General features: G+C 71.5%; 20 protein-coding genes and 1 riboswitch. Of the genes, 5 read left to right on the top strand and 15 right to left on the bottom strand.

Annotated elements, in window-relative coordinates:
* Nucleotides 1–44 precede the first annotated feature (44 nt).
* Nucleotides 45–1,007, bottom strand: coding sequence for a GlxA family transcriptional regulator (locus tag ACZ4K2_RS17420; RefSeq protein WP_467473628.1), 963 nt, complete (start codon nucleotides 1,005–1,007; stop codon nucleotides 45–47).
* A 93-nt stretch (nucleotides 1,008–1,100) separates the two neighbouring features.
* On the opposite strand from ACZ4K2_RS17420, the gene ACZ4K2_RS17415 reads away from it, so the two are divergent.
* Nucleotides 1,101–1,373 carry a hypothetical protein gene (locus ACZ4K2_RS17415; protein ID WP_467473626.1) on the top strand — a complete coding sequence of 91 codons (273 nt, stop codon included), beginning with the start codon at nucleotides 1,101–1,103 and terminating at the stop codon, nucleotides 1,371–1,373.
* A gap of 40 nt (nucleotides 1,374–1,413) precedes the next feature.
* On the opposite strand, the gene ACZ4K2_RS17410 is transcribed toward ACZ4K2_RS17415, so the two are convergent.
* The 7 genes from ACZ4K2_RS17410 to ACZ4K2_RS17380 all read right to left on the bottom strand — a co-directional run bounded on the left by ACZ4K2_RS17410 (nucleotide 1,414) and on the right by ACZ4K2_RS17380 (nucleotide 10,316).
* Nucleotides 1,414–2,427, bottom strand: coding sequence for a ribonucleotide-diphosphate reductase subunit beta (locus ACZ4K2_RS17410; protein WP_467473625.1), 1,014 nt, complete (start codon nucleotides 2,425–2,427; stop codon nucleotides 1,414–1,416).
* Nucleotides 2,427–4,790, bottom strand: a complete 2,364-nt coding sequence (locus tag ACZ4K2_RS17405) for a ribonucleoside-diphosphate reductase subunit alpha (RefSeq protein ID WP_467473623.1) — start codon at nucleotides 4,788–4,790, stop codon at nucleotides 2,427–2,429. The genes ACZ4K2_RS17410 and ACZ4K2_RS17405 overlap by 1 nt, the downstream gene beginning before the upstream one ends.
* A 125-nt stretch (nucleotides 4,791–4,915) precedes the next feature.
* A riboswitch (cobalamin riboswitch) is annotated at nucleotides 4,916–5,052 on the bottom strand.
* A gap of 401 nt (nucleotides 5,053–5,453) precedes the next feature.
* Complete coding sequence (gene mctP, locus ACZ4K2_RS17400) at nucleotides 5,454–7,082, bottom strand: monocarboxylate uptake permease MctP (protein WP_467473621.1); 1,629 nt, start codon at nucleotides 7,080–7,082, stop codon at nucleotides 5,454–5,456.
* On the bottom strand, nucleotides 7,079–7,342 hold the full coding sequence (locus tag ACZ4K2_RS17395; protein ID WP_467473619.1) for a DUF3311 domain-containing protein: 264 nt from the start codon (nucleotides 7,340–7,342) through the stop codon (nucleotides 7,079–7,081). Before ACZ4K2_RS17395 ends, mctP begins: the two co-directional genes overlap by 4 nt.
* A 129-nt stretch (nucleotides 7,343–7,471) precedes the next feature.
* The gene (locus tag ACZ4K2_RS17390; protein WP_467473617.1) at nucleotides 7,472–8,233 is read right to left on the bottom strand and encodes a GntR family transcriptional regulator; all 762 of its coding nucleotides are present in this window, start codon (nucleotides 8,231–8,233) and stop codon (nucleotides 7,472–7,474) included.
* A 357-nt stretch (nucleotides 8,234–8,590) separates the two neighbouring features.
* Complete coding sequence (gene nagB / locus ACZ4K2_RS17385) at nucleotides 8,591–9,376, bottom strand: glucosamine-6-phosphate deaminase (protein ID WP_467473614.1); 786 nt, start codon at nucleotides 9,374–9,376, stop codon at nucleotides 8,591–8,593.
* A gap of 187 nt (nucleotides 9,377–9,563) precedes the next feature.
* The gene (locus ACZ4K2_RS17380) at nucleotides 9,564–10,316 is read right to left on the bottom strand and encodes an SDR family oxidoreductase (RefSeq protein ID WP_467473612.1); all 753 of its coding nucleotides are present in this window, start codon (nucleotides 10,314–10,316) and stop codon (nucleotides 9,564–9,566) included.
* A gap of 93 nt (nucleotides 10,317–10,409) precedes the next feature.
* On the opposite strand from ACZ4K2_RS17380, the gene ACZ4K2_RS17375 reads away from it, so the two are divergent.
* Together ACZ4K2_RS17375 and ACZ4K2_RS17370 are read left to right on the top strand one after the other, a co-directional pair.
* Nucleotides 10,410–11,039, top strand: a complete 630-nt coding sequence (locus ACZ4K2_RS17375; protein WP_467473610.1) for a TetR/AcrR family transcriptional regulator — start codon at nucleotides 10,410–10,412, stop codon at nucleotides 11,037–11,039.
* Between the two features lie 324 nt (nucleotides 11,040–11,363).
* Nucleotides 11,364–12,839 (top strand): sensor histidine kinase, encoded by a 1,476-nt coding sequence (locus ACZ4K2_RS17370; protein WP_467473608.1) that lies wholly within the window; start codon nucleotides 11,364–11,366, stop codon nucleotides 12,837–12,839.
* 249 nt (nucleotides 12,840–13,088) lie between these two features.
* On the opposite strand, the gene ACZ4K2_RS17365 is transcribed toward ACZ4K2_RS17370, so the two are convergent.
* Nucleotides 13,089–13,346 carry a WhiB family transcriptional regulator gene (locus ACZ4K2_RS17365; RefSeq protein ID WP_003992873.1) on the bottom strand — a complete coding sequence of 86 codons (258 nt, stop codon included), beginning with the start codon at nucleotides 13,344–13,346 and terminating at the stop codon, nucleotides 13,089–13,091.
* Nucleotides 13,347–13,666: 320 nt separating this feature from the next.
* On the bottom strand, nucleotides 13,667–14,635 hold the full coding sequence (locus tag ACZ4K2_RS17360; RefSeq protein ID WP_467473606.1) for a diacylglycerol/lipid kinase family protein: 969 nt from the start codon (nucleotides 14,633–14,635) through the stop codon (nucleotides 13,667–13,669).
* A gap of 309 nt (nucleotides 14,636–14,944) precedes the next feature.
* On the opposite strand from ACZ4K2_RS17360, the gene ACZ4K2_RS17355 reads away from it, so the two are divergent.
* Nucleotides 14,945–15,397, top strand: a complete 453-nt coding sequence (locus ACZ4K2_RS17355; protein ID WP_467473604.1) for a hypothetical protein — start codon at nucleotides 14,945–14,947, stop codon at nucleotides 15,395–15,397.
* A 43-nt stretch (nucleotides 15,398–15,440) separates the two neighbouring features.
* On the opposite strand, the gene ACZ4K2_RS17350 is transcribed toward ACZ4K2_RS17355, so the two are convergent.
* From ACZ4K2_RS17350 to ACZ4K2_RS17340, 3 genes are all read right to left on the bottom strand, one after another.
* The gene (locus ACZ4K2_RS17350; RefSeq protein ID WP_467473602.1) at nucleotides 15,441–16,583 is read right to left on the bottom strand and encodes an RNA polymerase sigma factor SigF; all 1,143 of its coding nucleotides are present in this window, start codon (nucleotides 16,581–16,583) and stop codon (nucleotides 15,441–15,443) included.
* A gap of 17 nt (nucleotides 16,584–16,600) precedes the next feature.
* Nucleotides 16,601–17,017 carry an ATP-binding protein gene (locus ACZ4K2_RS17345; protein ID WP_467473600.1) on the bottom strand — a complete coding sequence of 139 codons (417 nt, stop codon included), beginning with the start codon at nucleotides 17,015–17,017 and terminating at the stop codon, nucleotides 16,601–16,603.
* Between the two features lie 307 nt (nucleotides 17,018–17,324).
* On the bottom strand, nucleotides 17,325–17,585 hold the full coding sequence (locus tag ACZ4K2_RS17340) for a UBP-type zinc finger domain-containing protein (RefSeq protein WP_467473598.1): 261 nt from the start codon (nucleotides 17,583–17,585) through the stop codon (nucleotides 17,325–17,327).
* Between the two features lie 61 nt (nucleotides 17,586–17,646).
* Here ACZ4K2_RS17340 and ACZ4K2_RS17335 point away from each other — a divergent pair, with 61 nt between their 5' ends.
* A complete protein-coding gene (locus ACZ4K2_RS17335; protein WP_467473596.1) occupies nucleotides 17,647–19,230 on the top strand; it encodes a Na+/H+ antiporter in 1,584 nt (527 codons plus the stop codon).
* Here the strand turns inward: ACZ4K2_RS17335 and ACZ4K2_RS17330 are convergent.
* Both ACZ4K2_RS17330 and ACZ4K2_RS17325 read right to left on the bottom strand, forming a co-directional pair.
* Nucleotides 19,227–20,147: a 1-aminocyclopropane-1-carboxylate deaminase/D-cysteine desulfhydrase gene (locus tag ACZ4K2_RS17330; RefSeq protein WP_467473594.1), complete on the bottom strand. Its 921-nt coding sequence runs from the start codon at nucleotides 20,145–20,147 to the stop codon at nucleotides 19,227–19,229. The genes ACZ4K2_RS17335 and ACZ4K2_RS17330 overlap by 4 nt on opposite strands.
* Nucleotides 20,148–20,273: 126 nt before the next feature.
* Nucleotides 20,274–20,867, bottom strand: a complete 594-nt coding sequence (locus tag ACZ4K2_RS17325) for an N-acetylmuramoyl-L-alanine amidase (RefSeq protein ID WP_467473592.1) — start codon at nucleotides 20,865–20,867, stop codon at nucleotides 20,274–20,276.
* Between the last annotated feature and the right edge of the window lie 227 nt (nucleotides 20,868–21,094).

Below are 21,094 nucleotides of genomic sequence, written 5' to 3'. Positions count from 1 at the left end.
CGGTCCTCCGGGACCGCCCGGCCGGTGATGGTGCGGGCGCGCGCTCAGGCGGCCTGCGGGCCCCGGAACGCGCGCCGGTAGGCGTTCGGGGTGGTCCCCAGCGCCCGGACGAACTGGTGGCGCAGCGCGGCGGCCGTGCCGAAGCCGGTGCGCCACGCGATGGCGTCCATCGTCTCGTCCGTGCCCTCCAGCAACTCCTGTGCCAGGAGCACCCGCTGGCGCAGGATCCACCGGTAGGGGGTGGTGCCCGTCTCCTGCTGGAAGCGCCGGGCGAAGGTGCGCGGCGCCATGTGGGCGCGGGCGGCGAGCTGTTCCACGGTGACCTCCTGGTCGAGGTGGGCCTCCATCCAGGCCAGCACCTCGCCGACCGTGTCGCAGGACGCCTTCGGCAGCGGCCGCTCGATGAACTGCGCCTGCCCGCCGTCCCGGTGCGGCGGCACCACCATCCGCCGGGCGATCTTGTTGGCCACCTCCGGGCCCTGTTCCTTGCGCACCAGGTGCAGGCAGGCGTCGATGCCGGCGGCGGTGCCGGCGGAAGTGATCACGGGGTCCTCGTCGACGTACAGCACGTCCTGCTCGACGGTGAGCCGGGGGTAGCGCAGGGCCAGTTGCGCGGCGTGGTGCCAGTGCACTGCGCAGCGCCGCCCGTCCAGCAGCCCCGCGGCGGCCAGCACGAACACGCCCGAGCACACGCTGAGCACCCGTGTGCCCCGGTCCACGGCCCGCCGCAGCGCCGCCAGCAGCTCCGGCGGATAGGCGCGCTCCGCGTAGGTCTCACCGGCCGGCACGGCGATCAGGTCGGCGTCCTCCAGCCGCTCCAGGCCGTACGGCGTGGACACCGAGAAACCGCAGTGCGTGCGCAGGTCGGGGCCCTCCGCCGACACCACGGCGAAGTCGTACACCGGCAGCCCCTCGTCGCTGCGGTCGATGCCGAACACCTCGCACACGACGCCCAGCTCGAAGGGGTGCACGCCGTCCAGCAGGACGGCCGCCACGTTTTTCAGCATGCTGCCAGTGTGCCTCGACTGTGGCAGTAATTCGAGGGTGCACGGCAGTCCTGCCGCTCCCAGTAAGGAGTATCGAGCGCGACAGTGGTGTCCATGAACGGAAACCAGATCGAAGGCCTCATCGGAATGCTCGCCACGCTCGGGATCCTGGTCGTCCTGGTCCTGCCGTCCGCGATCGGAGCGGTGCGCGACCGGCGCGTCGACCGTCAGCTCCGGGAGGCGGAGCGGGGCGCCACCCCCGCGGCACCCAGGGCGCCCGCGGCACCGAAGGCGACCGCGGCCCCCGCGGCAGCGCGGGCCGGGCGGCCCGCGGCACCGCGGGCGAACGACTCGCGCAGGCCGCACGGCGCGGCCCGCCCCGCCTGAGCGAGCCGGACCGCCGCCGGGCGGCCGGGGGCGGGACCGCTCAGAAGTCCTCGTCCAGGTCGACGGTGCCCTCCACCGCGACCTGGTACGCCGACGGACGGCGCTCGAAGAAGTTCGTCAGTTCCTGGACGCCCTGGAGCTCCATGAAGGAGAAGGGGTTCTCGGAGCCGTAGACCGGCGCGAAGCCCAGGCGGGTGAGGCGCTGGTCGGCGACGCACTCCAGGTACTGGCGCATCGACTCGGTGTTCATGCCCGGCAGGCCGTCACCGCACAGGTCGCGGGCGAACTGGAGCTCGGCCTCGACGGCCTCCCCGAGCATGTCGGTGACCTGCTGCCGGAGAGCGTCGTCGAACAGGTCGGGCTCCTCCTTGCGGACCGTGTCCACGACGTCGAAGGCGAACGACATGTGCATGGTCTCGTCGCGGAACACCCAGTTGGTGCCGGTCGCCAGACCGTGCAGCAGGCCGCGGCTGCGGAACCAGTACACGTAGGCGAAGGCGCCGTAGAAGAACAGGCCCTCGATGCACGCGGCGAAGCAGATCAGGTTCAGCAGGAAGCGGCGGCGGTCGGCCTTGCTCTCCAGCCGGTCCAGCTTCTCCACCGAGTCCATCCAGCGGAAGCAGAACTCGGCCTTCTCGCGGATGGAGGGGATGTTCTCCACGGCCGCGAAGGCGGCGTTGCGGTCCTCCGGGTCGGGGAGGTAGGTGTCCAGCAGCGTCAGGTAGAACTGGACGTGCACGGCCTCCTCGAACAGCTGGCGCGACAGGTACAGGCGCGCCTCCGGGGAGTTGATGTGCTTGTACAGCGTCAGCACCAGGTTGTTGGCGACGATCGAGTCACCGGTGGCGAAGAACGCGACCAGGCGGCCGATGAGGTGCTGTTCCCCGGGGGTCAGCCTGGCGAGGTCGGCGACGTCGGAGTGGAGGTCGACCTCCTCGACGGTCCAGGTGTTCTTGATGGCGTCCCGGTAGCGCTCGTAGAAGTCGGGGTAGCGCATCGGGCGGAGAGTCAGCTCGAAGCCGGGGTCGAGCAGGTTCTGGTTCCGGGCGGTCATTACTGGCAGGCCTCGCAGGACTCGGGGTTTTCCAGGGAGCAGGCGACGGCGTCGGGGTCGGACGCCTGCCGCACGGGGACGGCGGCCTGCGCCCGGGCGGCGCGGGCGATGCGCGTCGCGGGGCGCGAGCGCAGGTAGTAGGTGGTCTTCAGCCCGGACTTCCAGGCGTAGGAGTACATCGAGGAGAGCTTGCCGATGGTCGGCGTCTCCATGAACAGGTTCAGCGACTGCGCCTGGTCCAGGAACGGGGTCCGGGCCGCGGCCATGTCGATCAGGCCGCGCTGCGGGATCTCCCAGGCCGTGCGGTAGAGCCGGCGCACGTCCTCGGGGATCCAGGCGAAGTCCTGCACGGAGCCGCTCGCCTCGCGCAGGGCCTCGCGGGTGCGGGCGTCCCACACGCCGAGGTCCTTCAGGTCCCGCACCAGGTAGGAGTTGACCTGGAGGAACTCACCGGACAGCGTCTCGCGCTTGAACAGGTTGGACACCTGCGGCTCGATGCACTCGTACACGCCCGCGATCGAGGCGATGGTGGCCGTCGGCGCGATGGCCAGGAGCAGCGAGTTGCGCATGCCCGTCACCGCGATCCGCTCGCGCAGGGCGGCCCAGCGCTCGGGCCAGGTGAGGTCCGTGTCGTAGTGGTCGGGGTGCAGGACACCGCGGGCGGCGCGGGTCCGCTGCCAGGCGGGCAGCGGGCCGTTGCGCTCGGCGAGGTCGGCGGACGCCTCGTAGGCGGCGAGCATGATCCGCTCGGCGATCCGCGTGGACAGCGCCCGGGCCTCGGCGGAGTCGAACGGCAGGCGCAGCTTGAAGAAGACGTCCTGGAGACCCATCGCGCCCAGGCCGACCGGACGCCACTTGGCGTTGGACCGGCCCGCCTGCTCGGTCGGGTAGAAGTTGATGTCCACCACCCGGTCCAGGAACGTGACGGCCGTGCGGACCGTCTCGTCCAGCCGCTCCCAGTCGATGCCGCCGGTCGCGGTGTCCACGAACGCGCCGAGGTTGACGGAGCCCAGGTTGCAGACGGCCGTCTCGCCGTCGTCGGTGACCTCCAGGATCTCGGTGCAGAGGTTGGAGGAGTGGACCACGCTGCCGGGCTCGGCGGTCTGGTTGGCGGTGCGGTTGGCGGCGTCCTTGAACGTCATCCAGCCGTTGCCGGTCTGCGCCAGGGTGCGCATCATCCGGCCGTACAGCTCCCGGGCCGGCATGGTCTTCCTGGCCAGGCCCGCGGCCTCGGCCCGGCGGTAGGCGGCGTCGAACTCCGCGCCCCACAGGTCGACCAGTTCGGGCACGTCGGCGGGGGAGAACAGCGACCACTGCTCGTCGGCGTTGACCCGGCGCATGAACTCGTCCGGGATCCAGTGCGCCAGGTTCAGGTTGTGCGTGCGGCGGGCGTCCTCGCCGGTGTTGTCCCGCAGCTCCAGGAACTCCTCGATGTCGGAGTGCCAGGTCTCCAGGTAGACCGCGGCGGCACCCTTGCGCCGCCCGCCCTGGTTCACCGCGGCCACGGAGGCGTCCAGGGTCTTGAGGAACGGCACGATGCCGTTGGAGTGCCCGTTCGTCCCCCGGATCAGCGAACCGCGCGAGCGGATGCGGGAGTAGGACAGGCCGATGCCGCCGGCGTGCTTCGACAGCCGTGCGACCTGGTGGTAGCGGTCGTAGATGGAGTCCAGCTCGTCCAGCGGGGAGTCGAGCAGGTAGCAGGACGACATCTGCGGGTGGCGCGTGCCGGAGTTGAACAGCGTGGGGGAGGACGGCAGGTAGTCCAGGCGGCTCATCAGGCCGTACAGGGCCGCGACCTCGTCCACGGACCGGGCGGTGTCGTCCTCGGCCAGGCCGCTCGCCACGCGCAGCATGAAGTGCTGGGGCGTCTCGATCACCTTGCGGGTGATCGGGTGGCGCAGCAGGTAGCGGCTGTGCAGGGTACGCAGGCCGAAGTAGCCGAACCGGTCGTCGGCCGCGCCGTCGACGAGCGCGTCGAGTCGCCGGGCGTGCAGCCGGACGAACTCCGCGGTGCGGTCGGCGACGAGGCCCTCGCGGTGCCCGACCGCGATGGACTCGGTGAAGGACGTGACGCCCTGGGAGGCGGCCTCGTCCCGGATCGCCAGGGTGAGCAGCCGGGCGGCGAGCTTCGAGTAGACGGGGTCCTCGGAGATCAGGCCGGCCGCGGCCTCCGTGGCCAGCTCCCGCAGCTCGGCCTCGTCGGCCCGCGCGGACCGGCCGCGCAGCGCGGCGGCGGCGACCCGGCCGGGGTCGGCGTCGGGCAGATCGGCGGTCAGCTCGGTCAGGGTCCGCAGCAGTGCGGTACCGGGACCGTCGGTCTTCAGTTCGGTGACTGAAGCCGGGTCGGCTGGCGCGATGGTCACGTGGGGCTCTCCCTCGCTCGGCACGGGGACCAGGCGGAGGGCAGGGGGTGACCACGAGCGCGCACGGCGCCGCGTCCACCGGCCCACTCCGCGAGGCCCGGACGTCACAACGCACCCGGACAGGACGAACGGGTGGGCTGCCGGCAGGTCCTCGGACTGGACAGGCGTGCGGATGCACGCGAGTACACCGTTGCGGGACAGTTCCGGATTCGCACCGGATTCCCCTGCGACGACAGCGAGCACGAGCATACATCTAGTGCCGGGCTGTCTCGTCACCCCCAGATGTTGTGTCGTTCCGCTCCCGGAGGCAGCCGTGTGCCCGGACGGCGCGTGGCCGGGCCGCGCCGTCCGGGCACGGTCCGGCCCGGGCGCACACCGGAGTGGAGGCGCTCACGGCGTGCGTGACGGCACCCTCCCGGCCGCCGCCGCCCCCGGCCCTCTTGGCGGCCCGCCGACGCCACAGCGGGCCCGGGGGAGCCCTGACTGAGGGCTGAGGGCTGAGGGCTGAGGGCTGAGGGCTGAGAGCTGTGGCTGGTGGTGGCTGAGGGCTGGGTGCAGGAGGCGGGGGCGGGTATGGCGACGGGTACAGGTACGCGTACGGGTACGGCGACGGGCCGCCGGATGTCCTCCGACGGCCCGTCGCCCGGTGGTCGTCCGGTGTGCCTAGTGGCCGGCGCCCGCGGTGGCGGGCGGCAGTTCCAGCTGGACCCCGGCGTCACCGGCGTCCGCCGTGTAGTCCTCCGGCGTGGTCTCGTCGATGCCGTCGGGGGCCTTCACGGCCTTCAGGACGAAGGTCAGGACCACGGTGACGAGGACGTTCAGGACGAACGCCGTCAGGCCGATGTAGCCGATCTCGTCGATGCCGGGGATCTCCTTGGCACTGCCGCCGAAGTGCTTCTGCGTCGGGGAGGCGACCCCGTACGCCGCGGCCGTGCCGTAGACCATGCCGACCGCCCAGCCGGCCAGCAGCGCCCAGCGGTGGAACCAGCGGGTGAACAGGCCGCCGACCAGGGCCGGGAAGGTCTGCAGGATCCAGATGCCGCCCAGCAGCTGGAAGTTGATGGCGACGGTCTTGTCCATGGTGAGCACGAAGACCAGGGCGCCCACCTTCACCAGCAGCGACACCAGCTTGGAGACCTTGGTCTCCTGCTCGGTCGTCGCGTCCGGCTTGATGAAGTCCTTGTAGATGTTGCGGGTGAAGAGGTTGGCCGCGGCGATGGACATGATCGCGGCCGGCACCAGGGCGCCGATGCCGATCGCGGCGAACGCCACGCCCGCGAACCAGTCCGGGAACATGTCCTCGAAGAGCTGCGGAATGGCGAGCTGCCCGTTGCTCACCTTCACCCCGGCCGCGATCGCCATGAACCCCAGCAGCGCCAGCAGGCCCAGCATCAGGGAGTACAGCGGCAGGATCGTGGTGTTGCGGCGGATCACCTCACGGCTCTTGGACGACAGGGTCGCGGTGATCGAGTGCGGGTACATGAACAGCGCCAGCGCGGAGCCGAGCGCCAGCGTGGCGTACGTCCACTGGCCGGTCTCCGGCGGGGCGAGCGCGCCACGCGGCTTGCCGGTGGCCGGGTTGACCTGGCTGAACGCGTCGGACGCCTTGGCGAAGACGTCGTCGAAGCCGCCCAGCTTGATCGGGATGTAGATGATCGCCACCACGATGACGATGTAGATCAGGGCGTCCTTGACGAACGCGATCAGCGCGGGCGCGCGCAGACCGGAGGAGTACGTGTAGGCGGCCAGCACACCGAAGGCGATGAGCAACGGCAGGTCCTTCACGAACCAGTTGGTGTTCTCACCGCCGCCGACGCCCATCACGTCCAGCACCGCCTGGATGCCGACGAGCTGGAGCGCGATGTACGGCATCGTCGCGAGGATGCCGGTCACCGCGACCGCCAGCGACAGGCCCTTCGAGCCGAACCGGCCGCGCACGAAGTCGGAGGTGGTGACGTACCCGTGGCGGTGCGAGACCGACCAGAGGCGGGGCAGGAAGGTGAAGATCAGCGGGTACACCAGGATCGTGTACGGCACCGCGAAGAAGCCCGCCGCGCCCGCCGCGTAGATCGCCGCGGGTACGGCGACGAAGGTGTACGCCGTGTACAGGTCGCCGCCGAGCAGGAACCAGGTGATCCAGGTGCCGAACGACCTTCCGCCCAGGCCCCATTCGTCCAGGGAGTGCTCGTTGTCGGCCCTGCGCCAGCGCGCGGCCAGGAAGCCCAGGACCGTGACGGACAGGAAGAAGAAGATGAAGACGCCGAGCGCGACGCCGTTGACGCCGTCCTTCACTTCGCCGCACCCCCGGTCGCGGTCCCGCGGGCGCGCTGGTCACGCTTCCAGAGCTGGTGGGCGAGGACGGTGAGGGCGGTGGAGACCACCACCCAGAGCATCTGGTACCAGTAGAAGAACGGGATCCCGATGAACGTGGGATCCGTCTTGGCGTACGAGCCGACCCACAGCATCGCCACGAAGGGCGCTGCCAGACACAGGGCGATGATCACCCGGACCGGTGTCACCACCGGTGGTCTCACTTCAGGTGTTTCGGGCATGCCACGGCTCCGTCCCCTCACTGATCACCGTTGTAATGGGCAGGCAATCTAGGTGACGGCGTCCCGGTGGCGGAAGACCTCGTCCGCATATCGGTATGTCGATTCGGTGAAGACGAGGCGCGTCCTCGCTCAGTCCACCGGACGCTTCAGGCGGGCCACGAACTTGTACCGGTCCCCGCGGTACACCGACCGCACCCACTCCACCGGCTTGCCCTCGCGGTCCACCGAGTGGCGGGAGAGCATCAGCATCGGCAGCCCCACGTCGGTGCCGAGCAGGCCCGCCTCGCGCGGGGTGGCGAGGGAGGTCTCGATGGTCTCCTCGGCCTCGGCGAGGTGGACGCCGTAGACCTCGGCGAGCGCGGTGTACAGAGAGGTGTACTTGACCAGGGAGCGTCTGAGGGCCGGGAAGCGCTTCGCCGACAGGTGGGTGGTCTCTATGGCCATCGGCTCGCCGTTGGCCATGCGCAGGCGCTCGATGCGCAGCACTCGTCCGCCGGCGGTGATGTCGAGCAGCTCGGCGAGCCGGTCGTCGGCGGTGATGTACCCGATGTCGAGCAGCTGCGAGGTCGGCTCCAGGCCCTGTGCCCGCATGTCCTCCGTGTAGGAGGTGAGCTGGAGCGCCTGGGACACCTTGGGCTTGGCGACGAAGGTGCCCTTGCCCTGGATGCGTTCGAGCCGGCCCTCCACCACCAGTTCCTGGAGCGCCTGGCGGACCGTGGTGCGGGACGTGTCGAACTCGGCGGCCAGGGTGCGCTCGGGCGGCACCGGCGTGCCCGGCACCTGCGTCTCCGTCATGTCGAGCAGGTGCTTCTTCAAGCGGTAATACTTGGGCACACGCGCGGTACGGGTGGCGCCGGTCTCGTTCTCCGCACTGCTGACGTCGGTGGTCATGCTCTGCCTTCCCGGCTCCGAATGCCGAAAGCGACCGACATCCCATCGGCCACGCTCACATCGTGGCACGGGTCGTTGTGTCAGGACTCCACCCGCACGCTCCGTGATCCCCTCTATATACCGTTGCACTCGCTGTTGGTCTAGTCCAGAACGCGGGACAGCACCTGCCGACGCGGGCGGAAGGCATGCCTCCCACACCCCCATGCCCCCTGCATCGCACGGATCGCCGTCGCACCGGCCCGGGCCGCCCGTACCGGCACCGAACCGCCCGGCCCCGCCCGCACCGGTGCGGCCTTCGCCGGGCCCTGCGTCGGCCGAGGCCGTCCGGCGGGGGGCGGCGCCGGCCGGGGCGCGTGGCTAGATGCCCTGCCACTCCGGCTTGTTGACGTAGGCGTGCCGGAAGTAGTCGGCCAGCTTCAGCTTGGACGCGGCGGCCTCGTCCACGACCACCGTGGCGTGCGGGTGGAGCTGGAGCGCCGAGGCCGGACAGATCGCGGCGACCGGGCCCTCGACGGTCGCGGCGACCGCGTCCGCCTTGCCCTCGCCCGTCGCCAGCAGCACCAGGTGCCTGGCCTCCAGGATCGTCCCGATGCCCTGGGTGATGACGTGGTGCGGGACCTGCTCGATGTCCCCGTCGAAGAAGCGGGCGTTGTCGATCCGGGTCTGCTCGGTCAGCGTCTTGATCCGGGTGCGGGAAGCGAGCGAGGAGCAGGGCTCGTTGAACCCGATGTGCCCGTCGGTGCCGATGCCGAGCAGCTGGAGGTCCACCCCGCCGGCCGCGGCGAGCGCGCGGTCGTACGCCTCGCAGGCCGCCTGGATGTCCTCGGCGGCGCCGTCCGGGCCCATGAACGCGTCCATGTCCATGCCCAGCGGCTCCAGCACCTCGCGGCGCAGCACCGAACGGTAGGACTCGGGATGGTCCGCGGGCAGCCCCACGTACTCGTCGAGCTGTGCTATCCGGGCCCGGGAGGCGTCCACGCCGCCGGAACGCACCTTGGCGGTCAGCGCCTGGTAGATGGGCAGCGGGGTGGAGCCGGTGGCCACGCCGAGCAGGGCGTCGGGCTTGCGTCGCAGGAGCTGGGCCATGGCCTCGGCGATCAGCTCGCCACCCGCCTCGGCGTCCGGAACGATGACAACTTCCACGCTGGGCCTGCCGTTCTGAAGAGGGCTCTGTGCGTCTCTCTGTGGTTTAGACCAATCTAACAGAATCGGCGTCCCGCGGCGTGGAGGAGAAGGCCGCTTTTCCGGTCCGTCACGGGGGTCGCTTACCCGTCGGCCCGGAGCCTGTCCCCGTGCCGGACAGGCCCCTTCCCGGCCGTATCGCTCTCCCTCAGGTGAGCGAGCCTCCCGTCGCGTCGAGCCAGTGACCGGTCACCCACCGGCCGTCCTCCGAGACCAGGAAGGCCACCACGTCGGCGATGTCCGCCGCCGTCCCGACCCGCCCGAGCGCCGAGAGCGCGGACGCCTCCTTCCACGCCTCGTCGCTCGCGCGCAGCCACGAGGCGTTGATGTCGGTGTCCACGATGCCGGGTGCCACGGAGTTCACCGTGATCCCGCGCGGGCCGAGCACCTTGGACAGGTCCCGGGTGAAGACGTCCAGCGCCGCCTTGGTCATCCCGTAGGCGATGGTCCGGGGCATCGCGGCGGACCGGGCCAGCCCGGACGATATGTTCACCACCCGGCCGCCGTCCCGCAGCCGATCGGCGCCGAGCTGGGTCACGAAGAACGGCGCCTGCACGTTCACCGCGAAGAGCCGCTCGAACTCCTCCACCCCGATCTCCGCGAACGGGTGCGCCGCGCCGATGCCCGCGTTGTGCACGAGGATGTCCAGTCCGTCCGCGTGCCGGTCGAACTCCGCCCACAGCCGCTCGGCGTCCCCGGGCGTCCCCAGCTCCACCCCGATCGCGAACGCCGAACCGCCGGCCGCCTCGATCGCCGCGACCGTCTTCTTCGCCGCCGCCTCGTTCCCGCCGTAGTGCACCGCGACCCGGGCCCCGTCGCGCCCCAGGCGCTCGGCAATCCCGCGCCCGATGCCCCGGCTCGCCCCCGTGACCAGCGCCGTCTTCCCCGTGAGCACGCCCATGACCACCCCTCGACATTTGAATAACGGTCGCTACAGAAAAACCGTACACCACCCCGGGGCCAATTTTCTAGGGCACGCTATAAAATGGTCTCCATGGCGACGGGTCAGGACACTCAGGCGCAGGGCGGCACGGGCCGGACGCGGGGCAGGCCCCGCTCCTTCGACCGGGCCACGGCACTGGAGAAGGCGATGATGGCCTTCTGGGAGCGCGGGTACGAGGCCACCTCGGTCTCCGACCTCACCCGGATCATGGGCATCGGCGCCCCCAGTCTCTACGCGGCCTTCGGGGACAAGCGCACCCTGTTCGACGAGGTCGTCCGGGTCTACGCGGGCACGCACGGAGCCATCGGCGACCGCGCCCTCGCCGAGGAGCCCACCGCCCGCGAGGGCGTGGCGCGCATGCTCCGCGAGGCCGCCGCCGAGTACACCGATCCGGCCCACCCGTACGGCTGCCTGATCGTCCACGCCGCCACCAACTGCACCAGTGCCGAGGTCGAGGGCCTGCTGCGCGACCGGCGCAACGCCAACATCGCCGGCCTCGAATCCCGGATCCGGGCCGACGTCGCGGCCGGGCTGCTCCCGGTCGGCACCGATGCCGCCGCACTCGCCCGGCACACCGGCGCCATGATCCAGGGCATGTCCCAGCAGGCCCGCGACGGCGCGCGCCGGGAGGAGCTGGAGGCGCTCGTGGAAATCGCCATGACCGTCTGGCCCCGCGACTGACCGGCGCGGGCTAGGCTGCGTGGCATCGTGGGCCGGCGGCCCCGCGGCGCGGATGCTCCCGCACCATGGACACGCCCTAATGGTCTAGTCCACAATCGAGAACGACAAGCCTCCGCCTTCCCCGCACAGGAGGGCGGATCGAGGAACCGGAGCTCTCTGCCCTGACTGCCCCGGCTCCTCGGCCTTCGGCCGACCGGGACCGCACACCCCACGGCCGATGATGCTCCGGGCTGCGGTGCCGGTGAGGGTTGAGGGTCCCTTCCAGGCGCCGCGGCCCGCGGGTGTTTTTTCGGCCGTTCGCGCGCCGCGGGTACGCTCGCACACGTGCCCTCCATGAACGAACTCGTACGCCAGCACACCGCCCTCGACGACTCGGACCTCGAGTGGCTCCACCTGCTGGTCTCGGAGTGGCAGCTGCTCTCCGACCTCTCCTTCGCCGACCTGGTGCTCTGGGTCCCCACCCGGGACGGCACCCGGTACGTCTCGATCGCCCAGATGCGGCCCAACACCGGCCCGACGTCCTACCAGGACGACATGGTCGGCCACCTGGTGCCGCGCGGCCGGCGGCCCATGCTGGACGTGGCGCTGGACGAGGGCCGGATCGTCCGCGAGGGCGACCCGGAGTGGCGCGAAGAGGTCCCCGTCAGGGTCGAGTCCATCCCCGTACGGCGGGCCGGCCGGGTGCTCGGCGTGATCGCCCGGAACACCAACCTGCTCACCGTGCGCACCCCCAGCCGCCTGGAGCTGACCTACCTCCAGAGCGCCTCCGACCTCGCGCAGATGATCGCGGCCGGCTCCTTCCCCTTCCCCGACCAGCAGGTCGACATGGACGCCTCCCCGCGCGTCGGCGACGGACTGATCCGGCTGGACGCGGACGGCATCGTCCAGTACGCCTCCCCGAACGCCCTCTCCGCCTACCATCGGCTCGGCCTCGCCGCCGATCTGGTGGGCCACCACCTCGGCCGGACCACCGCCGAACTCGCCCCCACCCGCGGGCCGGTGGACGAGGCGCTGGCCAAGGTGGCCAGCGGCTGGGCGCCGCGGGAGTTCGAGATCGAGGCGCACGACGGCGTCATCCAGTTCCGGGCCATTCCGCTCAAGCCCAAGGGAACGCGCATCGGCTCGCTGGTACTGCTCCGGGACGTCACCGAACTGCGCCGGCGCGAACGCGAATTGATCACCAAGGACGCCACCATCCGGGAGATCCACCACCGGGTGAAGAACAATCTCCAGACGGTCGCCGCGCTGCTGCGCCTCCAGGCCCGGCGCATCGAGTCCGAGCGGGGCCGGGAAGCGCTGGAGGAGGCGGTCCGCCGGGTCGGCTCGATCGCGATCGTCCACGAGACGCTGTCCCAGAACCTGGACGAGCGGGTGGAGTTCGACGACATCGCCGACCGGGTGCTGGCCATGGTCGCCGAGATCTCGCCGGGCAAGGTGAGCGGCCGGCGCAGCGGGCGGTTCGGGATACTCGACGCGGAGGTCGCCACTCCGCTGTCCATGGTCCTCACCGAGGTGCTGCAGAACGCCCTGGAGCACGGCTTCCGCGAGGGCGACACCGGCACCGTCGAGGTGTCCGCGGTGCGCGGCGGCACCACCAAGGAGGCCCGGCTGCTCGTCACCGTCCAGGACGACGGCGTCGGCCTGCCCGAGGACTTCGACCCGCACCGCTCGGGCAACCTCGGTCTGCAGATCGTACGGACGCTGGTGGAAGGCGAGTTGGGCGGCTCGTTCGACATGGTGCCGGCGCCGGAGCGGGGGACCCGGGTGCTGCTCGACATCCCGGTGCGGGCACAGAAGTGAGCCGGTCCTCCCGCCGCGCCGATCACCGGGCGCGGCGGGAGGACCGGCGACAGCAAAAAGCCCCGGACCGCCTTTGGTCCGAGGCTGATGCTCGTTGCTTCTCTGCTTTACCGCGATGGGCTGCCCCGTCCCGGGCGTTGCCGGGAGGCGGGGGAGCATCGGGGGAACTGCGCGCTGCGGCTCGGGGGCGGGAGATGCGTACGTGCTGTGCGCGCCGCCAAGCTCAGGCTGTCAGCAGGGGTGGGTATGTCAGGCGGAGGCCTGACGAGCCCGGTTGCGAGCGGCGCGGCGCTTCATGGCGCGGCGCTCGTCCTCGCTGAGACCACCCCAGACGCCGGAGTCCTGACCGGACTCGAGCGCCCACTGCAGACACTGCTCGATCACCGGGCAGCGACGGCAGACGGCCTTGGCTTCCTCGATCTGCAGCAGCGCAGGACCGGTGTTGCCGATGGGGAAGAAGAGCTCGGGGTCTTCCTCGCGGCAAACGGCGTTGTGACGCCAGTCCATGGCTGCTACCTCTCCTTGGTATTACGTGCAAGTTGCTTGTGAATGTGAACGCTTTCACGAATCCCCCAACAAGTGAAGGGCCGACCGCCGAGTCTTCCCCGGCGTGGTCCTTGGATTGAAGAGGGATTCCGGTGATCAGTGGAGGCCGGTCTTGCGGGCCGTCCCGATCGCCACGTAGAGACTCGCAAACCTCAGCGGCGGATACAACCCCTTCCGGAAAGTTTTTTTTGATTCCTCGGTGTCGACTGGGTCACAGCCGTACTTCCATGGGGTGGATCCTGGCCTAAACGTTCGAGTGAAAGGACTTTCGCCCGTTCCACTCACACAATCACACGCAGTGCGCGGCGTACGCCTGTGAACGTCACGCTGGTACGCAGCCCCAGGTGGTCACCGTCCATCTGCAGAGGCAGAGGCGCCTTCGAATGCAAGGTGAAGCCGTCCATGTCGTGCAGCGACACCGCGTGCTTGCCGTGCGGTCCGCGCTCGGGGGACGAAGTGAGCAACTGCGTGCCATACCGGGCGACCGCGGCGGTGGACAGACGGCTGAGACCCAGCACGTCGATGCCCGTGTCGAACGACGCCTTGGGTGACGTGTACATCGCGCGATTGCCCAGATACGTCCACGGGGACGTGTTCGAGGCTATGGCCACGACGAGTTCCTCGATCGGGTCCTCGCCCGGCCGTTCGAGAGTGATCGTGCCGTGCCGGCGATTCGACTCGCCGAGGAATTGCCGGATCACCTGGCGGACGTAGAGCGCGTGCGTCGACTTCTTCCCGAGTTCTCGCTGCTGCTCGACCCGCCCGACCACGCCGGCGTCGAAGCCGAGTCCGGCGTTGAAGGTGAACCAGCGGGCCGGCACCGCCTCGTCGTCGCTGCCGGGCGGGCCCGAGGTCAGCCCGAGGCCGACGACCCGCTCGGTGCCGTCGCGCAGCGCGTCCAGCAGCGCTCCGGTGGCCTCGACGGGATCGTTGGGCAGGCCCAGGGCGCGGGCGAAGACGTTCGTGGACCCGCCGGGGACGACGGCCAGGCCGGGCAGGCGGTCCGGGTCCGGGCCGTTGTGCAGGAGGCCGTTGACGACCTCGTTGACCGTGCCGTCACCGCCGAGTGCCACCACGAGGTCGATGTCGTCGCTCTCCGCCGCCTGCCGGCCGAGGTCGCGGGCGTGGCCGCGGTACTCGGTGGTGACCGCGTCCAGTTTCATCTCGCTCGCCAGCGCGTGGATCAGGACATCGCGCCTGCGTGCGCTTGTGGTGGTTGCCGCCGGATTGACCACGAGAAGTGCACGCATGCAAGGCAGCGTACCTACTGGGGGGTACCCGGCCCAGACCGAGGTAGGGATCCGGTAAGAGGCGGGGGCGTGAGCCTGGACACGTGGTGCCGACCGGTTTGTTCGGGGCACACCGGGGAACCGGGGCCGGAGCGTATGAGGACCGGCGGGCCGGAGGTGTCCGCCCTGCTGCCACAGCGCCGGTGGTGTCCGTCCGGCCGCCGGGGCAGGGCCCGACGGCGGGGCCCGCATCGCCGCTCGACCTGCCCGCGCCCGCCCCCCGTCCGCACCCGCGGGCCGGGGGAGAGGCCAGGCGGCTACCCTGCTGGAGTGAGCAGTGAGCAGAACCCCGCCCCGGACAGCGCCGCAGCCGAAACGACCGCGGAGGGCCGTCCGCGCCGGCTGACGTACGCGGCGGTGCTGGCCGCGCTGGAGGGCACCGCCCTGATGGCCGGCGGCCTGTGGGTGCTCGTCCTCGGGCTCACCGGCGACCCGGACGACCGGCAGCAGGCCGTCACCCTCGGGATCACCCTGGCCGTCCTCGCACTGCTGCCGCTGCTCGCCGCGCGCGGGCTGCTGCTGCGCCGCGGCTGGAGCCGGGGCCCGGCGGTGATCACCCAGATCATGGCCCTTCCGGTGGCCTACAACCTGCTCCGGACCGACGGCACGACCATCCCGGTCGGCATCGTCCTCGCGGTGGTCGCCGTGACGGCGCTGGTGCTCCTCGTCAACGGCGAGACGACCCGGGCCCTCGGCATCAAGGGGCCGGGCCGGGCCGAATAGGGCCGCTCACCGGGAGTGGCACGCCCTCGCGGCGGCGGACGGCTCACTCCTCGACGAGGAGCTTCTCCCGCAGCTGGGCCAGGGTGCGGGCGAGCAGCCGCGACACGTGCATCTGGGAGATGCCGACCTCCTGCGCGATCTGCGACTGGGTCATGTTCCCGAAGAAGCGCAGCAGCAGGATGCGCTTCTCGCGCGGTGGCAGATCCTCCAGCAGCGGCTTGAGGGACTCGCGGTACTCCACGCCCTCCAGCGCCTCGTCCTCGGCGCCGAGGGTGTCGGCGACCGCGGGTGACTCGTCGTCCGTGTCGGGCACGTCCAGGGACAGCGTGGAGTACGCGTTCGCGGACTCCAGGCCCTCCAGGACCTCCTCCTCGGAGATGGCGAGCTTCTCGGCCAGCTCGTGCACCGTCGGGGAGCGGCCGTGCAGCTGCGACAGCTCGGCCGTCGCGGTGGTCAGGGCGAGCCGCAGCTCCTGGAGCCGGCGCGGCACGCGGACCGCCCAGCCCTTGTCGCGGAAGTGCCGCTTGATCTCGCCCACGACGGTCGGGGTGGCGTAGGTGGAGAACTCCACCCCGCGCTCGGGGTCGAACCGGTCGACGGACTTGATCAGGCCGATGGTGGCGACCTGCGTGAGGTCGTCGAGCGGCTCGCCGCGGTTGCGGAACCGGCGGGCCAGGTGCTCCACGAGCGGCAGGTGCATGCGCACCAGCCGGTTGCGCAGTTCCGCGTACTCCGGGCTGCCCGCGTGCAGCGTGCGCAGCTCGACGAACATCGCCCGCGCCCCGCTGCGGTCCTGGCCGTCGTGCTGCCCGGCCCGCACGGTGTGCGCGTCCGAGGCGTCCCCGGCGTATCGCTCGTGCTCGCTCATCGTCCCGCCCGTACCCCTTCCCCGGGCCCTCGCCCCCGCGTGGCCGGCCGGTCCGGCTCCGCCGCGCGTCCCCGGCGGCGCGGCCTGTGCGGCACCGTCGTCGACGCGCGCGGAGTCGTCCTCCGGGTGTGGCCTGGCCTGCTCGGGGATGCCGTCGATGCCGTCCACCAGGCGCTGGGAACCGTCCCGGGGGTCCGCCCCGGAGGTCTCGGCGCCTTCCCCGCTCTCGGTTTCGCTCGAACGAGGGGCTTCCCAGGACCAGGAGGCACCCCCGTCACCGGTCGGCAGCTCCCGCGTGCCGCGCTCTTCGTCCCGCACCGGCCCGTCCCCGTTCCTCACGCCGGCCCGGGGCCGACGCCGCGCTGTTTGTAGAGGCTGATCGACACCGTCTTGTCCTCGTCCACGGCGGAGGAGACCTTGCCCGCGAGGGCCGACAGCACGGTCCAGGCGAAGGTGTCCCGCGAGGGGGCGTGGCCGTCGGTGGTCGGCGCCGACACGGTGACTTCCAGCGAGTCGTCGACGAGCCGGAAGACGCAGCTCAGCACCGAGCCGGGCACGGCCTGCTGGAGCAGGATCGCGCAGGCCTCGTCCACGGCGATGCGCAGGTCCTCGATCTCGTCCAAGGTGAAGTCCAAGCGGGCCGCCAGACCGGCCGTGGCCGTCCGCAGCACCGACAGGTAGGCACCCGCAGCCGGAAGCCGGACTTCCACGAAGTCCTGGTTCGTCACGGGCTCGCCTGCGATCTGGGACACCCTCACCTCCATGGTGGTACAAGCTCTACGGGGCCGAGGGTCGCCCCCCGGGGTAACGCGTACATGGTTCAGCGGTGACGCTATCGCGCTCCGAACGTTGCCGTCCCCGGGACCCCAACCCCCTGGCGTCACTCACAGTAAAGCTGTGGATACGCTCCGTGTCTAGGGGGTTCGCGTGCCCAAATGGGAAGAGCGCGCGCCGGGTTGACGTACCCAGACGTCAGACGCCCGAACCGTCGTGCGGCAGCCGCCGCATGCAGTGTCACACGAGAACGCCGCCGGACAGGAGCCTCGTGCCCGGACGGGCTCAGACGAGCACGTGGTCCACGAAGCACCACCGCCAGTCCTCACCGGGCTCGAAGGTCCGCATCACCGGGTGACCGGAGGCCGTGTGGTGCTCCGTGGCGTGCCGCCCCGGCGAGGAGTCGCAGCAGCCGACGTGGCCGCAGGTGAGGCACAGCCGCAGCTGTACCGGGTGCGTGCCGTCCCGCAGGCACTCCGGGCAGGTCTCGTCGAGCGGGTCCGGCTCCGGGTGCGGCAGCGCGGCGGCGTGCGTGCACTGTTTCATGATTGCCAGATTACGACGGGTGTGCGGGTGGCCGCGCGGAAGAAGAGGGTGGGCGAGGAGCATGGACGTGATGCCCCTGCTGTTGCTGGTGGCGGGCAGTGCGGCGGTGGCCGGGGCGGCGAGGCGGGCCCCCGTGCCGGCGCCCCTGCTGCTCGTCGCCGCCGGCCTCGCGGTCTCCTACGTCCCGGGCGTGCCGTCGTACACCCTCGACCCGCACGTCGTCCTGCCGCTGCTGCTGCCCCCGCTGCTGTACACCTCGGCGAGCGACAGCTCCTACCTCGACCTGCGCGCGCAGCTGCGGCCGGTGGCGCTGCTGTCGGTGGGCTACGTGCTCTTCGCGACCGTCGTGGTCGGCTGGGCCGCCTACCTGCTCATCCCCGGGCTGCCGCTGCCCGCGGCACTGGTGCTGGGCGCGGTGGTGGCGCCGCCGGACGCGGTGGCCGCCACCGCGGTGGCGCGCCGGGTGGGGCTGCCCTCGCGGATCACCACGATCCTCCAGGGCGAGTCCCTGCTGAACGACGCCACGGCGATCACCGCTTACAAGGTGGCGCTCGGCGCCGCCGTCGGGGCGGGCGCCACCTGGGCGGGCGGGATCGGCGAGTTCGCGCTCGCCGCGGTCGGCGGCGTCGGCATCGGCCTCGTCCTCATGGCGCCCCTGCACTGGCTGCGCACGCACCTGTCCGAGCCGCTCCTGCAGAACACGCTCTCGCTGCTGATCCCGTTCGTCGCCTACGGCGTCGCCGAGCAGGCGCACGCCTCCGGTGTGCTCGCCGTCGTGGTCGTCGCCCTCTATCTCGGCCACCGCGCGTGGGAGGTCGACTTCGCCACCAGGCTCCAGGAGGAGGCGGTGTGGAAGATGGTCGCCTTCGTGCTGGAGTCCGCGGTGTTCGCCCTGATCGGACTCCAGCTGCCGATCGTCCTGGAGCGGCTCGGCGAGTACGAGGGCGCCTCCGCCGCCTGGTACGCGGTCGCCGTCTTCGCCGTCGTGGTGGTGGCCCGGTTCGTCTGGGTCTATCCGGCGGCCTTCCTGCCCCGGCTGCTGTCGGCCCGCATCAGGGAACGCGAGCAGAACCCCACCTGGCGGGGCGCGATGGTCACCTCGTGGGCCGGCATGCGCGGTGTCGTGTCCCTGGCGATCGCGTTCGCCATCCCGCCGACCATGGCCGACGGCCCCCGCAACCTGATCCTCTTCCTGACCTTCACCACGGTCATCGGCACGCTCGTCGTCCAGGGCGTGACGCTGCCGCCGCTGATCCGGCTGCTGAAGTTCCCCGGCCGGGACCGGCAGACCGAGACGCTCGCCGAGGCCAACGCCCAAGCGCAGGCGTCGCGGGCCGCCGAGGCCCGGCTCGACGAGCTCCTCTCCGACGAGCGCAATACCCTGCCGCCGCCGCTCGCCGACCGGCTGCGCCAGGTCCTGGAGCGCCGCCGCAACGCCGTCTGGGAGCGGCTCGGCCAGGTCAACCCGGTCACCGGCGAGTCCGTGGACGACACCTACCGCCGGCTGTCCGGCGAGATGATCAGCGCCGAACGCGAGGTCTTCGTCAGGCTCCGCGACCACCGCTACATCGACGACGAGATGCTGCGCGCCCTGCTGAGACGCCTGGACCTGGAGGAGGCGGCGGCCTACCGGGAGGCCGGTTAGCGTCCGGGCGGGCCGGCCGGGTCCTGCGGGAACGGGCGACCGGTGACGACGGCCGCGATCGCGGTACCCCGCGCGAAGGCACCCTCCTCCGCGAGGGTGAAAAGGCCGTAGAGCAACTTGGCGACATAGAGACGCTCCACGGGCAGTCCGTGGCGCTGCTCGAAGTCCCGTGCGAACGCGTCGAGTTCGGGTGTCGTCCGGGCGTAGCCGCCGCAATGGAACCGGTCGTCCAGGGACCAGGTGCCGCGGCGGGCGCCGAAGGCACGTTCCTGCAAGGCCTGTACGTCGGCCTCCAGGAAGCCGCCGCGCAGGACCGGTACGCCGAGCGCGCGCTGGCCCGGCGCCAGACCGGCGGCGAGGCCGGCGAGCGTGCCGCCGGTGCCGCAGGCGACCGCGGCCACATCGGCGTGGCCGCGCAGCTCCGCGCCCAGGGCGCGGCAGCCGCGCACCGCCTCGGCGTTGCTGCCCCCCTCGGGGACGACGTACGCCCCCTCGGCGCCGGCCGCGCGCAGGATCCCGGCGAGGGTGTCCGGCTCGGCCTTGCGGCGATATGTCGCCCTGTCGACGAAGTGCAGCCGCATGCCGTCGGCCGCGCACCGGGCCAGGGAGGGGTTGAGGGGGCGGCCGGCCAGCTCCTGGCCGCGGACCACGCCCGTCGTGGGCAGCCCCAGCAGGCGGCCCGCGGCGGCGGTGGCCCGCAGGTGGTTGGAGTAGGCACCGCCGAACGTGACGAGGGCGCGGCCGTCCGCCGCGGCGATGTTCGGCACCAGCTTGCGCCACTTGTTGCCGACGAGGTCGGGGTGGATCAGGTCGTCCCGCTTGAGCAGCAGCCGGAGCCCACGGCGGCCCAGGCGGTCGTCGTACGCCTCCCGGAGCGGCGACGGGAGGCGGGGGGCGAGCGGGTCCGGGCTGGTCACGGCTTCATTGTCGCCCGGCGCGGGGCCGGGCGTGCCCCGGTGCCCGCGGTGCCGTACCGCCGCTGCGGGCGCCGTGCCGTCCGCCGTTCGCCCGCGGGACCGCGCACCGCCTTCCGGCGCGCCGGGTCACCCCGTCAGGCGCCCGGCGATCCGCTCCCGCAGCCGGGCCATCTCGAAGCCCCGGGGGTCCACCTTGCCCGGCTGCCACTCCAGGTGGCCGATGACCGACCGCTCCGTCCAGCCGTGGTGGCGACAGAGCGCGGCGGCGGCCCGTTCGATCGCGTCCAGCTGCTCCCGGGGCCACGGGTCCTCTCCGTCGCCGAGGTTCTCGCACTCGAAGCCGTAGAAGTACCGGTTGCCGTCGGTGTTCGCCTCGTTGTCCGGCGGCAGCGCCGTCTCTGCGATCACCGCCCGCAGCACTTCGTCGTCGCCGAGCCCGGCGTGGTTGGCGCGCCCGTAACCGACCAGGTGGACCCGGCCGTCCTTGGTGATCACCCCGTGGCACAGCGGGCCCGGCAGGTCCGGGTACCCGACGCGGCACAGCTCCACCGTGCGGGCGCTCCCCTGAGTCACCGTGTGGTGGATCACCACTCCGTGGACGGGGCCCCAGGGGCCCTTGTGGTTGCGGTTGTGGTCCTGCCAGTCGCCGACCTCGACGACCGTGACGCCCTCTGCCCGGAGCGCGTCCAGAAATCCGGTCGCCGACATGGGTGGGGCCATGTCCGACTCCGTCGTGCCGTGCCCGTACGCCCGCCGGTCGCGGCCGCGTGTCCTGCCTGCTTCTACCGAAACCGGACGTCCGGGAACACATCGTTCGGGCGGTGTGCGAGCCGATCCGGACAGGGCCGGGACACCGGGGGCGCCGGGGGCGGTGCCGGGGGCACGAGGGCGCCGGGGACAGGGGGAAAAGTCCCTTCCCATGCCCGGTAATCAGATGATCCATTCCC

The organism is Streptomyces sp. NPDC025833, from assembly GCF_055558055.1.
This window is presented reverse-complemented; position numbering and strand designations above follow the sequence as displayed.

What these genes read in the sequence shown, in the direction of transcription:
- ACZ4K2_RS17420 (WP_467473628.1), bottom strand. Translation starts at nt 1,007, where the DNA reads ATGCTGAAAAACGTGGCGGCCGTCCTGCTGGACGGCGTGCACCCCTTC.
- ACZ4K2_RS17415 (WP_467473626.1), top strand. Translation starts at nt 1,101, where the DNA reads ATGAACGGAAACCAGATCGAAGGCCTCATCGGAATGCTCGCCACGCTC.
- ACZ4K2_RS17410 (WP_467473625.1), bottom strand. Translation starts at nt 2,427, where the DNA reads ATGACCGCCCGGAACCAGAACCTGCTCGACCCCGGCTTCGAGCTGACT.
- ACZ4K2_RS17395 (WP_467473619.1), bottom strand. Translation starts at nt 7,342, where the DNA reads ATGCCCGAAACACCTGAAGTGAGACCACCGGTGGTGACACCGGTCCGG.
- ACZ4K2_RS17390 (WP_467473617.1), bottom strand. Translation starts at nt 8,233, where the DNA reads ATGACCACCGACGTCAGCAGTGCGGAGAACGAGACCGGCGCCACCCGT.
- ACZ4K2_RS17380 (WP_467473612.1), bottom strand. Translation starts at nt 10,316, where the DNA reads ATGGGCGTGCTCACGGGGAAGACGGCGCTGGTCACGGGGGCGAGCCGG.
- ACZ4K2_RS17375 (WP_467473610.1), top strand. Translation starts at nt 10,410, where the DNA reads ATGGCGACGGGTCAGGACACTCAGGCGCAGGGCGGCACGGGCCGGACG.
- ACZ4K2_RS17365 (WP_003992873.1), bottom strand. Translation starts at nt 13,346, where the DNA reads ATGGACTGGCGTCACAACGCCGTTTGCCGCGAGGAAGACCCCGAGCTC.
- ACZ4K2_RS17360 (WP_467473606.1), bottom strand. Translation starts at nt 14,635, where the DNA reads ATGCGTGCACTTCTCGTGGTCAATCCGGCGGCAACCACCACAAGCGCA.
- ACZ4K2_RS17340 (WP_467473598.1), bottom strand. Translation starts at nt 17,585, where the DNA reads ATGAAACAGTGCACGCACGCCGCCGCGCTGCCGCACCCGGAGCCGGAC.
- ACZ4K2_RS17335 (WP_467473596.1), top strand. Translation starts at nt 17,647, where the DNA reads ATGGACGTGATGCCCCTGCTGTTGCTGGTGGCGGGCAGTGCGGCGGTG.
- ACZ4K2_RS17325 (WP_467473592.1), bottom strand. Translation starts at nt 20,867, where the DNA reads ATGGCCCCACCCATGTCGGCGACCGGATTTCTGGACGCGCTCCGGGCA.